Source organism: Enterovibrio makurazakiensis (assembly GCF_050336585.1).
GTDB classification, from domain to species: Bacteria; Pseudomonadota; Gammaproteobacteria; order Enterobacterales; family Vibrionaceae; genus Enterovibrio; species Enterovibrio gelatinilyticus.
This window is the reverse complement of the sequence record NZ_JAKJSE010000016.1, coordinates 141,046-156,218: the sequence shown is the minus strand read 5'-3', so window position 1 is coordinate 156,218 and position 15,173 is coordinate 141,046. Positions and strand designations below refer to the sequence as shown.

The 15,173-nt window shown below is 45.8% G+C and carries 11 protein-coding genes and 1 pseudogene; 8 read left to right on the top strand and 4 right to left on the bottom strand.

Annotation, left to right across the window (positions count from 1 at the left end; genetic code table 11):
• The first annotated feature begins 813 nt into the window (after positions 1–813).
• The 4 genes from L4D06_RS13470 to L4D06_RS13455 all read left to right on the top strand — a co-directional run bounded on the left by L4D06_RS13470 (position 814) and on the right by L4D06_RS13455 (position 5,224).
• Positions 814–2,217, top strand: a complete 1,404-nt coding sequence (locus tag L4D06_RS13470; RefSeq protein ID WP_274167055.1) for a carbohydrate porin — start codon at positions 814–816, stop codon at positions 2,215–2,217.
• Between the two features lie 98 nt (positions 2,218–2,315).
• Positions 2,316–3,881, top strand: a complete 1,566-nt coding sequence (locus L4D06_RS13465) for a family 16 glycosylhydrolase (RefSeq protein WP_429739927.1) — start codon at positions 2,316–2,318, stop codon at positions 3,879–3,881.
• 191 nt (positions 3,882–4,072) lie between these two features.
• Positions 4,073–4,795, top strand: a complete 723-nt coding sequence (locus tag L4D06_RS13460; protein ID WP_274167053.1) for a YebC/PmpR family DNA-binding transcriptional regulator — start codon at positions 4,073–4,075, stop codon at positions 4,793–4,795.
• 78 nt (positions 4,796–4,873) lie between these two features.
• A complete protein-coding gene (locus L4D06_RS13455; protein WP_274167052.1) occupies positions 4,874–5,224 on the top strand; it encodes a hypothetical protein in 351 nt (116 codons plus the stop codon).
• Between the two features lie 189 nt (positions 5,225–5,413).
• On the opposite strand, the gene L4D06_RS13450 is transcribed toward L4D06_RS13455, so the two are convergent.
• The gene (locus L4D06_RS13450) at positions 5,414–7,552 is read right to left on the bottom strand and encodes an EAL domain-containing protein (protein WP_429739926.1); all 2,139 of its coding nucleotides are present in this window, start codon (positions 7,550–7,552) and stop codon (positions 5,414–5,416) included.
• Between the two features lie 543 nt (positions 7,553–8,095).
• Between L4D06_RS13450 and L4D06_RS13445 the strand changes: the two genes are divergently transcribed.
• Both L4D06_RS13445 and L4D06_RS13440 read left to right on the top strand, forming a co-directional pair.
• Entirely contained in the window at positions 8,096–8,479 is a 384-nt protein-coding gene (locus L4D06_RS13445; protein ID WP_429739924.1) for a GFA family protein, read from the top strand.
• A 93-nt stretch (positions 8,480–8,572) separates the two neighbouring features.
• Positions 8,573–9,316 (top strand): carbon-nitrogen hydrolase family protein, encoded by a 744-nt coding sequence (locus L4D06_RS13440; protein WP_429739923.1) that lies wholly within the window; start codon positions 8,573–8,575, stop codon positions 9,314–9,316.
• Between the two features lie 154 nt (positions 9,317–9,470).
• Here the strand turns inward: L4D06_RS13440 and L4D06_RS13435 are convergent, their stop codons facing one another.
• The 3 genes and pseudogenes from L4D06_RS13435 to rbsK form a co-directional block, all read right to left on the bottom strand.
• Positions 9,471–10,376, bottom strand: a complete 906-nt coding sequence (locus tag L4D06_RS13435; protein WP_429739921.1) for a pyridoxal-phosphate dependent enzyme — start codon at positions 10,374–10,376, stop codon at positions 9,471–9,473.
• A 77-nt stretch (positions 10,377–10,453) separates the two neighbouring features.
• Positions 10,454–11,356, bottom strand: coding sequence for a patatin-like phospholipase family protein (locus L4D06_RS13430; protein WP_429739919.1), 903 nt, complete (start codon positions 11,354–11,356; stop codon positions 10,454–10,456).
• 16 nt (positions 11,357–11,372) lie between these two features.
• Positions 11,373–12,318: pseudogene (gene rbsK / locus L4D06_RS13425) on the bottom strand (ribokinase).
• Positions 12,319–12,562: 244 nt separating this feature from the next.
• Here rbsK and L4D06_RS13420 point away from each other — a divergent pair.
• Both L4D06_RS13420 and nhaC read left to right on the top strand, forming a co-directional pair.
• Complete coding sequence (locus tag L4D06_RS13420; RefSeq protein ID WP_429739918.1) at positions 12,563–13,063, top strand: hypothetical protein; 501 nt, start codon at positions 12,563–12,565, stop codon at positions 13,061–13,063.
• Between the two features lie 534 nt (positions 13,064–13,597).
• Entirely contained in the window at positions 13,598–15,028 is a 1,431-nt protein-coding gene (gene nhaC, locus L4D06_RS13415) for a Na+/H+ antiporter NhaC (RefSeq protein WP_429739916.1), read from the top strand.
• Positions 15,029–15,173 lie beyond the last annotated feature (145 nt).

The following is a 15,173-nucleotide window of genomic DNA, read 5'->3' as shown; positions in this document are numbered from 1 at the left end:
GTAATAGATCGTTTTCGCGCCACTGTTCGGGCTCGCTTCATCGCCCGTGACTGATTGGCTTACGGGTGGCTCATCGCCCCCGCCACATCCAACCAGCGCCACGGAAGCAAGCAGCACCGTTTTAGCTAAAAAATTCTTCATCATGTCGTCCGTATTTTTGATTCTACATCTAAGCAGCGACGCGTCATTGCCAACCGCTGGTTTTAGAGCTCCCCTGCCGAACAGAGAAATCTTTTTGCAAAGTGGGTGTCATTGCCAAAAGAAAGCGCTTTCACTTTATTGTCAAAATAAAGCCGGTTACCCAGCTCTATTGCAGTCGAGATAGAGATCTCGCGCATAATGTAAATTTATTGTTAAGGGGCAGTACAACTCAACAACATTATGCAATCTATATCGAATTAGATGAGCAATACCATGTAAACAAATGCACAAAATGCAAGATTCTCAAAAGTGACTCACATCGCACAAATTGAAAACTCAAATGCAACAAAGACCATATAAAGAGACATAGTCACTAAAATATCGGGCTAAATGTAAATATTTTGTGAATTAGAGCGTGTTTTTAGGTTGTGACATTTGCACTGGACAACAAGCCTACTTAGTTTGTCTGATGACTAGCGGTTTCACAGTGTCACACTCACTTTTCATTTAAGATTTTTAGACACGAGAGCCGTTAAAACTAGTCAAACCCGCCACTTAACATGAAGAATACCCTTCGGGTGTCTGGTATTTTTCATTTTAATTTCGGGGTTAGTATTACAAAGATAAGAAAGCGCTTTCTTTTAGAGTGGCCAAATCTCTAACGGAGTGAGAATGAAAAAGTCCAGATTATCGATAGCGATATTAGGAGCAGCTGCAGCCCTCTCGGGTATGCCCGCCGCAAATGCCGCCATCATTGACGAAGTCGAATTCCACGGATATTTCCGTGCTGGTTTTTTTGCCAGTAAGGAGAATGACTTTAAGAAAGCTGATATCGGTGGCCAGAAAGAGCAACTTGGCCGTCTTGGTTTAGAGTCAGACAATGACGGTAACTTTGGTTTTACCACAATTACCAATATTAACGACGACCAACAACTTCGCATCCATATAGGTGTCGGTAATACCGAGTTTGATGACCTCATCGGTTTTATCGAAATGGATGGTCTGACACCCTCTGGGACACTTTGGGGTGGAAAAAGAAAAATTGGTGAAGAAAACTACATTTTCATGACCGACTTTTTCTACACCGACCTTGAAGGGATCGGTACTGGTATCCAAGATTATGAGCTCGGCGATGGTTTCATTGATATTGCTTACATCTCAAGCGAACGTAACATCAGTCTAAATGAAAGCTATGAAGACTTCGTTTCTAAAGCGTTTTCAAGTGGCACTGATGTCTATGCAGGTCTATTCAAGGACGGCTTCGCTGACCCGGACGCTCGTGCACTGATCGCGTCAAACCAAAACAACCCAATGCACACTTTTCACGCCTCTTATACACTGGGTGCGTTAACCGTTCAGGGTAACTACAAATACATGCCTGATAACTGGGACTTTACTGGCAAGCAGTGGGCAGACACGGGTTACGACGCAACAGCTATTTATCACATGCTCGATTTCTTTGGCCTTAAAGGCAATGCATTCTCTTACGCTATCGCGCAAGCAGGGCGCGGTCTGGGTTCTGGTAACTTATTGGGTGGCACAATCACCGATTACAGCTCCCTGCGCCCGGGTTCAGTGACTCAAGGCTATCATACCGGTGAATGGGGTGATTACTTTGGCGACCCATATTACCTTGTTACCCACCGTGAAGAAGACGCATTATCCGCACGTGTTTTGCTATGGGGTGGTTACACCAACAGTTCTGGTATTGGGTTCTTCCCTTCCATTCAAGCGCAGTATAACGACGAAGGCACAAACTCAGTGTCAGGCGCTGATGATGGCGGTTACAACTACTGGGTTTCTGTCATGATGCGTAACATCTTCCCTGTGCGTGATAACTTTATTGTTCAGACAGAAGCGGGTTTTTACGAGAACACCCAAAATGGCGGTACTTGGCATCAGTCGAAATTTACTGTAGCGCCAACGTTTGTTCTCTCCGATGGCCTCTCTACGGCAGAGATCCGTTTCACTGCGACTTACTTGCCACTATCTTGGACCACAGGCGATGAGACAGATCCAAAGGTAAAACTCAAAGATGATATCGTCTTCGGTATTCAAGCTGATGCCTACTGGTAAGCCGTTCACGTCATGTATGGCTACGCTAAATGTGTAGCCTTAAAGAATAAGAGATTTTTAGCAATTCTCATGAATTGCCGACGAGTAAGGAAACAATAATGAGTAATTTCCCTTATCGACGTGTACTGCTGGCCAGCGCAGTGTTAGGTGCCATGGTCGGGTGTGAGTCGAAAGTATACCAACCTGTTAGCACTGGCCCAGACACCAGTGTCGCAGAGGTACAACCAAACGACTCGTGGACACTAATTTGGAACGATGAGTTTAGTGGCAACACCATTGATAAGAATAAATGGAGCCACGAAGTTAACTGTTACGGTGGTGGTAATGCTGAGCGCCAGTGCTACACCAAGCGCCCTGTTAACTCTTTTGTTGAAGACGGAAAACTACACATCGTCGCACGTAACTACCAATTCACAGGTCCTTCCGACCCAGAAGGCAAGACTCGCCACAAAGCGACACTACCATACACTTCTGCTCGTTTGAGAACCATGAACAAAGGTGATTGGCAGTATGGGCGTTTTGACGTACGTGCTAAATTGCCATTTGGACAAGGCACATGGCCTGCCATTTGGATGCTTCCTACCGACTACGTTTACGGTGGTTGGGCAGCTTCTGGTGAGATTGATATCGTAGAAGCGGTTAACCTGCAAACACCAACCGATGAACTCGGTGCTGAAGCGGGCAAGAAAGAAGGCCGTATCCACGGTACGCTGCACTATGGCCGTGAATGGCCAGATAACGTGAGCACCGCAGCCGAATACGAGCTTCCTGATCACATCAACCCCGCGGATGGCTTCCACACATACTCAATCGAGTGGGAAAAAGACGAAATGCGTTGGTTCATTGATGGCAACCACTACGCAACCCAGCGTTCTGATGGCTGGTACAGCCAGTACAAAGAAGGCGGGAAATGGGTAACTGGCGAAAGCGATGCACCGTTTAACCAGCGTTTTCACATGATCCTGAACTTGGCATTGGGCGGTTCATGGGCATCTAACGCCAATGAAGGCGGTATTGATGATTCTATTTTCCCTCAAACCATGGAAGTTGATTTCGTTCGTGTTTACGAATGTTCGAAAGATCCTGTGACAGGCAAAGGCTGTGCGACCGTATCAGAAGATGCACAATTTGTTGCCGGTACTGCAGCACCAGAAATCATTATTCCAGGTCCTGATTACGCCAAAGGCCCATTGTTTACCTTGTATGACGACAAGCTAGACAAACACCTTCGTTCGAAAGAGTATGATCCGCAGTTTAAGATCTACACCGAAACGAAAGAAGTGGCTGGGCGCGGTAATGTTCTTGGCATCAAGAAAACCGGTGAAATTGGTAACTTCTACTTCGAATCACCAGAAGTTAACATGTCTGATTGGATGAACGGCGGAGAGATTGTCTTTGATATGATGATCGAAGAACAAGCGCCAGAAACCAAAATCATGGTTCGTGTTGACAGTGGCTGGCCAGCATCAAGTGATATTGATGTCGACTTACCACCTGTGGGTCAATGGAAAGAAGTGCGCATTAGCTTTGCTGAGCTAATTGAAAACGGAAACCGTTTTGCGCCAGGTGCGAAAGCAAACATTGGTGGTCTTAAAAACATCTTTGTTATCGAGCCAACCGGCCCGATGGTGCTGAACATCGACAACATCCGCTACGAGATGTAATTTCTCTAGCAAACCAAAAGTGGGCGGCGCAAGCCGCCTTTTTTGCGTCTATAAAACGTCCAAATACCATCAGATTTGATCCCACACAGCATTTCATGGCGCTGACATCACTTTAATGCTGGAAAAACCAAAGCAGTGATTGATAAAATCCACCTACTTCAACAAACGTAAATTATAGAGAGTAACTCCCCATGGGACGCAGTTTCGAAGTTCGCAAAAATGCAATGGCGAAAACTCAAGGCGCCAAAGTTAAGGTGTATTCAAAGTACGGTAAAGAAATCTACGTTATCGCGAAAAACGGTGGCGGCGATCCAGATACCAACCTTTCGCTAAAGCGCATGATCGAGAAAGCTAAGAAAGATCAGGTGCCAAGCCACGTTATCGAAAAAGCGATTGAAAAAGCGGCAGGCGGCGGCGGTGAAAACTATGAAGTTGCTCGCTACGAAGGTTTTGGCCCAGGTGGTTGCTCCGTTATCGTTGACTGTCTAACAGACAACAACAACCGTACTTACATGGAAGTTCGTCAGTGTTTCGTGAAAACCAATTCAAAAATTGGTGGCCCAGGCACTGTTGCTCACATGTTCGAGCACCAAGCAGTATTCCAATTCGCGGGTGAAGACGAAGAAGCCGTACTTGAAGCACTGATGATGGCAGATGCAGACGTGACTGACATTGAGTGTGAAGATGGCGTGATCACCGTATTCGCACCAACGACTGAGTTCTTCAAAGTGAAAAACGCACTGGCTGAATCAATGCCTGACGTAGTTCTAGATGTTGAAGAAATCACGTTCGTTCCACAAACCATGACGGAAGTGAAAGGCGACGATGTGGCTGCTTTCGACAAGTTTATGGACATGCTAGACGATTGCGACGACGTACAAAACGTATACCACAACGCAGAAGTTGCTGAGTAAACTCACCTCTGCGTCATGAAATGCCCGGTTCAGCCGGGCATTTTCCGTTTTATTTTTAGTAACAGATTGGATTCCTACATGGAACAACAAGATTTTGAAACGCTGGTAAAAGCCTTATGCGAAACAACCAGCCTACCTGATGCACTCAACCTGCTAAAGGCGAGTGACGATGAGAACATCGCTGAAGCAGCAACCGCTCTGACTGGTCAGTTTTCTCTCGCCGAAATGGAAGGTGAAAACCGCGTTTATCATGTATTTACTGACGTAAATGACAGTGGTGAAGAAGAAGAATTTGCCGACCACGTGATGAATGTAGGCGAAGATGTGATTGTATTTGTCGCTTGGTTCTTCTTTACACAGTTCGATATCAAAGACCGCGATACATATGCTGCAGCAGGCCGTATCTATAAACTGCCTAAACGTAAGTAAGCGTTACTAGCGACAACTGATGGCATAGATTAAAAGCCAAAAGAACAACGATTCTGCTGGCTTTTTCAAGTACCTCGTTCAACTCAACTCCTCCCCTTTTTTTATACATCGTCAGTGCCCGTTCATCACTTACCCACTTACTGACTTGCTACCTTGCTATCTTGCTATCTTGCTATCTTGCTACCAATCTTATGTGCCAACAGACACATTGATAGATTTAATGTGTTCATCCAATGGAAGTGGCATCGCCATGCCAAATCCCTGAGCATAATCAATCCCAATCTCTCGTAACAAATCAGCATGTGCTTCTGTTTCTACATACTCAGCAACGGTTACTAAGGACATGTTATTTGCCACAAGATGGATCGACTCAACAATCAACCTATCAGTCGGGTTGGTTGGCAGGTTACGAATGAACTCCCCATCAATCTTTAGCACCGTCACAGGAATACGTCGTAAATAGGCAAAACTCGCATAACCCGTTCCAAAATCATCCAGCGCAATCGTACAACCCGCCAATTTCAATTCCTCAACGGTCGCTATGGCTTGTGCTTCATTTTCTAATGCTGCAGATTCCGTAATTTCAAAGCAAATACGACCTAACGGTATGTCGTATTTTTCGGCGAGCCTAAGGACAAACGATGCCAATTCATCATCACCGAGGGATTTTGCTGTTAAGTTGATAGCACAGCGATTAATTGACTCCCATTGAAGAAGGTTTTCTGATAGCAGCTTAAACGTGTTTTCAATCACCCATTTATCCAACTGTTCTTCAACACCAAATTCATTAACCATTGGAAAAAACTCCGCAGGCTCCAATTGGCTGCCATCGGCTGGATGTAACCTAAGTAGCACTTCGAAGTGGCTTCCTGAATGCGAGTTATGGAGGTGTCTATATGGTTGACAGTAAAGCACAAACTCATTGTGCTTAATGGCATGTTGAACCTTGAGCAACCGAGACATCCTTGGCGTGCTTTGCTCGCTATCGTCAAACCACAAGATTTTCTGATGTGCATAATAAGGCTGGTCACAAAAGGTTGAAATTTTTGCATCCAAATCCTCGTCATTGGGCAGCGGAAAGCAATGTAAGGTATGCGACACCAAACTCATTGACGTGCCTTTCCAATAGAACTGAAACTCATCCAACATTGCACTAATAGACACAAGTTCTCTTTGAACGTTATCAGTCATGGGAAGAATAAATAGAACACCCGTGGTAAACGGCGGTCGATACGCGCGTTTAATGTCTGAACGGGTTGTGAACAAGCTTCGAGTAATTTGAAGCAGTAACTGAGTCTGACCGCTGTACCCTATTCCCGCTAACTTCGACAAGGTTGGCCACAAATCAAGAAACACCAAGATCGGTTTCTTGCAATTCGCGACGTCATCCTTAAGCTGTGCAAGATTGTAAAGCCCCGTATAAGGGTCTGTCCGTTCGTTATGGATTTTCTCTTGTGAAAGAATGAAGCTTCTTATCGTCGAACTTCCGTGGATGTAGGCCAGCACGACAAACGCTACCAACACCTCGATTAAGCCTACATATCTATCATCATATCCCCATGCATCATTCACTTTAGCTGTGGCGTTATACAGCATCACCCCCACCACCAGCAGCCCAAGCACCATAGGCCGAATAATCCCAAAGCGACCAATACCCACGAAGACAGTCACTAAGAAAAAGAACCATAACGAATAGAGCAACATTGACTCAGGCACAATCGCGATGCTTCCAAGCGTCACAAGTAATACCCCAGCCCATACACGATAGCTCCATACCGTGCTGTTCATCTCGAATATCTGCTCGTCCAATGCAATGTATTTACTTTTCCCTACCCCAAACAACACGCTCAACGCTAGAAATATAATCGGTGTGAGTATCATGTGCGTCAAAGCGACACTCGACGAAGAAAGCAGCATAAATTCAAGGCTTAGAGAAATCTTGGAAAGGTAGGACACAAACAGCAACAGCGATGTTTGCAGCATGGGTAACGCCAAACCAAACAGCAAAAAGTAGACGCTCGACATCAGTAAAACGCTGCTCTGCTGCTTCACATGCTTTATGACTTTTAGGTGTATCTGGCTGATCAGAATCGGTGGGATGGGGAGAACCAGCGAAAACAGAACCGCATACCCTATTGCCACATCGACAAACAACACATAGTGAACAATCAAGGCCAAAACGATCGCAGGTAGAGCACGAACCCCAATCAACAACATCCCCGCGGCGACAAACGCATTCACGAAAGAAAGAACGAAATAGTGCTTTGGTTGATACGTGAAAAACGAAGAAAGATAAAAACTGACAAGCGTGCCAAAAAATATGACCACGTGGACACACAGAGGGTGCTGCATTTGAGTGTGTAATCGAGCCGCGAAGGATTGCAAACGTGCTTCGATGGGAATCACCTAGTCCGATTTCATGTTCAGAGAAGCGTAGCAAGTTAAGGCTTAGTTGAAAGCAAAGATGTCTATGTTTTCACACAATGTGGCGTGTGTATTAGGAGTGACGATACAGGAGAAAGTCACGAAGCAAAGTTATTCATGGGGAGTCAAAGTTCAACTTGTCACTTTTCCAATCAGATTTGAGTCTATTCTGACTGCTTGGCTCGTTTTAGTTATGTCTCAACGTAACCTAGCTTTTCACGCATCTCTGCACATAAACCCGCCCCAAGGAACCCAATTTCCCTCATGCACAGTACCTGTCCAAAAGCCCAATTGAATACATACAGTTAAGCTCGTTGGTATCTATTTAGTGACGTCGAACTTTCCCATTTTGCTCGCAAACCACTAGGTTGATAGGCGGATTTTTCGGGCTATATGGTAAATTTGTTGAGATATAGGCAGACTAGTCGAACGGCATGGAATGATAATATGCACATAATGAAAGTACACAAAGCAAGTTGTCACTGTGGCGCCGTTGAGCTAGAACTGACAATGCCAAACGGACTGGAAGATCCCCGTCGTTGTACCTGTTCCATGTGTAGAAAGCGCGGCGCTATTGCCGCCTCCGTTTTGCTTGAAAACCTAAAAATAGTAAAAGGTGAAGACAACTTGACCCTTTATCAATTTAATACAATGACGGCGAAGCACTTCTTTTGTAAAACCTGCGGCATATACACCCATCATCAAAGACGCTCTAACCCGCACCAATATGCAATTAATGTTGCTTGCCTTGAAGGCGTTAATCCCTATGAGTTAGAGCCAGTAAAAATCTACGACGGCATACACCATCCAAAAGATACAACTGGTTTGTAAGTGTCAGATTTTCGGCGTGTTATAACAGTGTCTTCAAGCGGGGCCTAAACGGCCTGATAACACTGATGTATTTTCATTGTAGTGAGGTGTTCCTTGAAAGTAGGTATAGCTCAAATGCCCATGAGTTGGACGGTTGAAGAAAATACGAAAACGATTTGTAACACTATTGCCGAGAACCGTGATTTAGATATTCTAGTGTTTCCTGAGCTCACAATCACAGGTTTCCATCGAGATATTAAAAATCAAGCACAGCAGCATGTAATCGAAAATTCACTCAATGAAATATCAACTCAATGCCAACAATCAAACACGTTGATCTTTGTCGGTTATCCATTAATTGAAAATAGTAAAATTTATAATGCCTATGCGGCTATCAATAAACTTGGTTACTCAGAGATAGTTTGGCGCAAAGTAGGGCTAACTCCAAGTGAATCGACATTTTTTGAATCTGGTGATAAACGCGCTGTTTTTGAACATGAACTTGGTACGTTCAGCGCGTATTTATGTTGTGAAGCCAACGATATCAATTGGGTTATAGAACAATTATCATCTAAGTCACCATCTCATGTTTTATGGCCAAGCTACATTGGTCAGGCTGAGTCTTCAGTGAACGCCGAACATGCTAATTATGAAGCAGATTCCAAGAGGATAGCTCGCTCCCTCTCCGCCATGGTAATTCAGTGCAATTGGCCTCATTCACTAAATAACCCCAATAATAGTGGCTTGGGTGGCAGTATCATCATCTCCAGTAATGGTGATGTAATCGCGCAATTACCATTCGATGAAACTTGCGTTGGCGTATTTGATACAACGACTCAAAAGCTAATGATGAGATAAGTGATTGAATAGCCATCGACTCAGTAGACACATTTGAGCCTTTCTTTGCTCAAACCCAGCTTATCCAAAATTATCGGTTTAGAACGCTAGCTCTAAACCGTTTCTGTCCCAAAGCGATTGAGCTTAACAGGTGAATATGCGCATAACGTAAGAGCTATTGCACATCATCAAATTTTCGCTGATATCTCGGCAGCATGCTTTCATTGCCCAGCACACCACCTTGGTGAATGTACAACAATTGCTTATCGCTATTTTGAGGATACCATTCCAGTAAACAACGCCACATTAATGGGTCGTACAAAAGGTCAAACTCGATGTGGGTTTGGTCGAGTAAAGACTGCCAAACACGGTAATCCGCCTCATACAACTTACCGAAATGATGTTTCTGGCTGCGCGTTAACACAGTCGGATGGTTGGCTTCATTCAGTTCGTTGAATTGAGCGGTTAGATAGTCTTCACCGCCCACACACGGGCACGTGACCACGTCAATACCATGTTCACTAAGGTGTTTGTTTAGATAAAGCGCCGTAGTACCTGTTCCTGAGGGTAAGGCGACAACAATTGGCTTCTCTTGGTTGAATCGCGACCACTCTATAATTTCATCTGCGAGTGTTTTCACACCGGCTTCTGCAATTGGCGAGCGCCCCCCCTCCGGCACCAGCAGATGATGTTCATCCTGTCTGTGTTTTTTAATAAATACTTCGGGGTGTATCTGCTCTGCGCTAACGTCCGACATCTCGATCACTTTTGCGCCGAGATCGAGCGCACCGCGGTAATTACCAATAGGGCTTGATTTTAGCCAACTCGGAATTCGATCAACATAGAACTCAAGCTGCCAACCTTTGATGGCAGCGAGGGCTGCTAGAGAAAGCAGCGAATTCGCTTGGGGCGAACCATAACCGATCAGGTGAGTAATATTGGGGTCGTCATGTTGCAATAGCGACATCAATTTTCGCGCTTTGTTGCCGGAAAATTGGCTATGAAGCAGATCATCTCGTTTTAGAAAAAACGGAATATCTTCAAACATGTGCTGAGTGACTGGGCTATTGGCAAGTTTCATGAACAAATACTGGCGATTTAACGAGGCGGCATTATACCTGCCATTTCCTTGAACAATAACAAGGTAACAAGGTGCAATCAGCCTTTTGTTTGATCTTCGACAGACGATGGGCAACAAGCGAGCGATTTTTCCTGTGCTTGCTGCCAACGTTCAATCGCGCCTTGCCCTGACGCCACACCAATGTCATACGCAAGCTCGAGTGAAGCTGCATTTCGGCTCAAGCGTTTAAGGCTGAAATTCTCTGGCGGACAAATTTCAATGATGGTAACGCCGGGAGGCGGATTATTAATCAATGTCAACGCGGCGTTATAGCGAAGATGGCGGGTAAGCATGGGCTCAATGAGTTGGGGGTGATCGTTCAATAAACGTTTGGTTAATGCCGCGAACTTGGGTGCAGATTTACGATAGCTGTTTGGACGGCTTCGAAGCACCATGATAGACCTTGCTCCTCGACGAATCGCTTCGGCAACAGGAATGGCATCCGCCACGCCGCCATCAACATACCGTACACCGCCTAGATCAACCCCGTGTCGATACATTACGGGCAACGCACTACTGGCTTTCATGGTGTCGGCCAGTATGTCTACATGTGGCGTTAAGTATTCCGCTTCGCCTGTGTCTTGCCGTGTGACACCGAGAAAGAATGGTCTTGGATCTGCACGAAGAACGTCTTTATCTATCCCTAGCTCTTTGAGTGTGATCTCCCACATCCAATCGAGATCCATCAAATCACCGCCCAAGGCAAATTTCCCCGGTCTGATGAATTCTTTGCGCAGGCTATAATCGAGATAAATTTTGCGGTTACGACCGGGCATATTCGCAAGGTAAGCCGCAAGATTACTGGCACCGGCAGACACGCCCCAGAAGCTATCAAACGATGAAAATCCTTGAGCCATAAAATGGTCAAGCACACCGCAAGAGAAGATGCCTCGCATCGCACCACCTTCGACGATCAACGCCCTTTCACCGATAGTGTTCAAGCATACCTCCCTGTTTTCATACAATCATCCGATGTTGTTTCTGACTCGCCAAAAACACGTCCACTTCCTCTCGAGTCGGAATGGAGGTTTGCGCACCAAAACGCGTGACCGAAATTGCAGCGGCGGCATGAGCAAACCGAATGGCTGACGTTATAGACATTCGTTCCATCAAACCTGTCACAAATGCGCCGTTAAAAGTATCACCCGCAGCCGTTGTGTCTGTGGCCTTAACACGAAAACCTTCGATAATTCCACCAGACAGTTGAAGGCTTTCTTCATCTTGCTGACTCAGATACACACCCTTGGCCCCCAAAGTGATCATCACGGTATTGATCCCTTTTTGATGAAGGATCCCTGCCGCCTGTTGTGCGCTGCTCTCGCATTCCACTTTAATGCCCGTTAACACTTCTGCTTCGGTTTCATTAGGCGTGATGATATCAACAGACTGAAGCAGGCTATCAGGCAAATCGGCGGCTGGCGCAGGATTTAGGATCACCTGAGTACCATGCGCTTTCGCCACAATCGCTGCACGCTCAATGCCATCGAGCGGCGTTTCTAGTTGCATCAACAGATAATCTGCATTTTTGATGCGTTCTAACTCTGGCTCAATCACTGCAGAGGTGAGCTTCTGGTGAGAGGCAAATGCTATTTTCGCCACTGTCTGATACCTGAATCATCGCAATGCCCGTTGGACAATCCGATTGAATTTTCACCCCAGCGATATTGATACCATCGCTCTCAAAACGCTGGCGAATGTTCACACCAAACGCATCGTCACCCACACAGGCAATAAAGCCAATATCGGCATTTAGTCTTGCTGCAGCAACGGCTTGATTTGCTCCCTTTCCACCAGGGATAACTTGGTATTGACGACCAATAAGTGTTTCGCCAGGGCGAGGAAAAGAAGGGACTTGCAAAACGTGATCTGCATTTACGCTGCCCAATACCACTAGCTGGTTCATGACGATATCCTTGGCTTTTTGGGAAAGCCTTATAGTTGAATGACTCTGCACTGATAATGCGTGAGGAGCACAAGGTTGATAGTTCCAACCCATTTGAAAACGAATTGCTAAGGGCTTCAATCAATTTCGCTCCCGCTTTCTTCTTTTTGACTATTTTGTCATCAGAATTGACTCCTACACACCTTGAATACCAACAGTCATGGTGCACAAAATCATGGGATAACAAGACGCCAGCGTGTCTTAAATGGTAGGCTTCGCAATCTCTTACTTTGTTCCATATATTTACGCAGGCGTTCTCACTCACATGCACGATGATATTGAATATTCGACCGTTTCAGGAAACACCCCGCTCACTGATGAATGGACAGTCACTCTCCCATCAACATTTCAGAGCAAAATGGAAGATGAAGACTTAGTGATCTGGAAATCGGGCCTAACAATATGGTGCTCTGTGTGGGGCATTGAGCCTGAAGAGTCTCGCGAAGAAGCGCTGGAATGGGTTGCAGAAGAACAAGCGGAGAAAGCGTTCGATGTTCAGCAGACGGAAAGAGATGGGCTTATCTTTTATCGCTATCGCCTGTTTGAAGAAACCAACGATTACCGCGTCGCCTCCGTGTATTGCTTTGCCTTTTCACACACCAGTTATATTCAGCTTGGCATCTATGTCGACGACGAAGCGGACTATGCTCAAGCTATCAAAATCTGTGAAAGTCTTTCATTTATTAATCAAACTGTATTTCATTAATTTTGCCTTCCGTTTTGACGAAAACCTGCCCTTTCTTCCTCATCTCTGCCCGCGAGGCGCAAGCACAAAAAACAGTGCACATTCTTTGGCTTGAAGACAGCAATTTGGCGCTAACGCTCAATTTCAACAGTATTTGATATTTCTAAACAAGCAAAGGGTCATCAAACTGCGATAAAACAACGCTACGTCTCGTATCTACAACACCACATCCCTGTCCATGACGCATACGATGAAAGAAGCAAGAGATAAAACCTTGCTAAAAAGTACCTTGCGGGCATTTGCCCTCAACCAATAATAATAAGCATGTGCTGTGTTCTCCGATGAATTCTGTTCATTCTTCGGAGAGGGTTTCCTATGACGGATACGATCTCCCGCCAAAACGAGAAGAGTCATGTCAGGCCAATTGGGCCTTCGGCATTGCTTCCTAACACCTGTGCTTTATCAGAAACCGCTTCTTTTTCCGCTCGTAAAACACATGAACGTATATAAAGAACGCACATTTTCCGGTCAAAAATGTAAACAACTGGAGGTAACATGAAGACGGATATTCCTGAAGGTGCGAGAGCACCACTGCTATGGGAAGCCATTCTCTCGCTCTTATCACTTGTGCTTGGTATCAGTATATCAATCGTCATCTATGGGCTGGACCCCCAAATACCGATGCTGCTCGGCGTCATCGTCGCTTGTATTGTCGCGCTTCGTTGTGGGTTCCAATGGAAAGACATTCAAGCCGGGATGGTAAACGGCATATACAATGCCTTGCCCGCAATGATTATTCTCATGATTGTCGGCTCGCTCATTGRCGTTTGGATTCTTGCAGGCGTTGTGCCCACGCTAATCTATTATGGGCTGCAAGTGTTGGCACCAGAGATTTTCTTGCCCGCTTGCGTGATTATCTGTGCCGTCACCTCGCTGGCAACAGGCACAAGTTGGGGCACAACAGGGACGATTGGTGTCGCGCTGATGGGCGTTGGTGGTGGGCTCGGGTTTCCCTTGCCACTTGTTGCTGGAGCGGTTTTATCAGGCGCCTATTTTGGCGACAAAATGTCACCGCTTTCTGACACAACTAACCTCGCCCCCGCAATGGCGGGTACCGATCTGTTTACCCACATCAAGCACATGTCTTACACCACGGGCGTTTCGATAAGCATCACAATGATCATCGAAATCGTACTTGGCCTGCAATACAGTGCAAGTAACAGCAACATCGAACGCATCGATACGATTCTCACTACACTGGATAGCACTTTCTTCATCAACCCTGTTCTCTTCCTTCCCCTTTTGATAGTGCTTGGTGTGTCTTATAAGAAAATGCCTGCCATCCCTGGTATTGCATTGGGTGTTATTGCAGGTGCGATTTGTGCAGCCAGTCTGCAAGGCGCAGACTACAACGCCATAGCAAGTGTTGCGTTTGGTGGCTATACCTCTGAAACGGGTGTCTCCGATGTAGATTCCCTGCTTTCTCGCGGCGGTATGGACTCGATGATGTATACCATCAGCTTGATCATTGTTGCCATGATGTTTGGCGGCGTGATGGAGCGAACCAACCAGCTTCGCGTTATTGCGGACAAAATTCTTTCTGCCGCAAAATCTACCGGCTCCCTGGTCGTTTCGACTGTACTAACCGCTATTGGCGCAAACTTAATTTTGTGTGATCAATACATGGCGATTGTGATGACGGCTCGAAGCTACTCTGAAGCCTATCGAGAGCGCGGGCTTGCGCCCGAAAACCTCTCACGTGCGGTTGAAGATTCTGCCACGGTAACCGCGAACCTTGTTCCTTGGAACTCGGGCGGTGCCTATCAAGCAGCCACATTGGGTGTTGCGACACTCGCGTATCTACCCTTCAATTTCTTCTGCTGGATCTCTCCGATTGTGACCATAATATTTGGTGTAATGGGCTGGACTATCTGGAAGATTGACGATGAGGAACCGCGTGAATCGAGCGTAGAACGTGATTTATAAGAAAGGATTGAATAAGTAATAACATCAAAAATGGCGCTCATTGAGCGCCATTTTTTATAGTGAATATGTTAAAAACCTACCTTCTCAGAGTGACACCTAAGCCTTTCGCTAAAAGGCTTTGAGAAGACGAGCCTCGCTATTTACC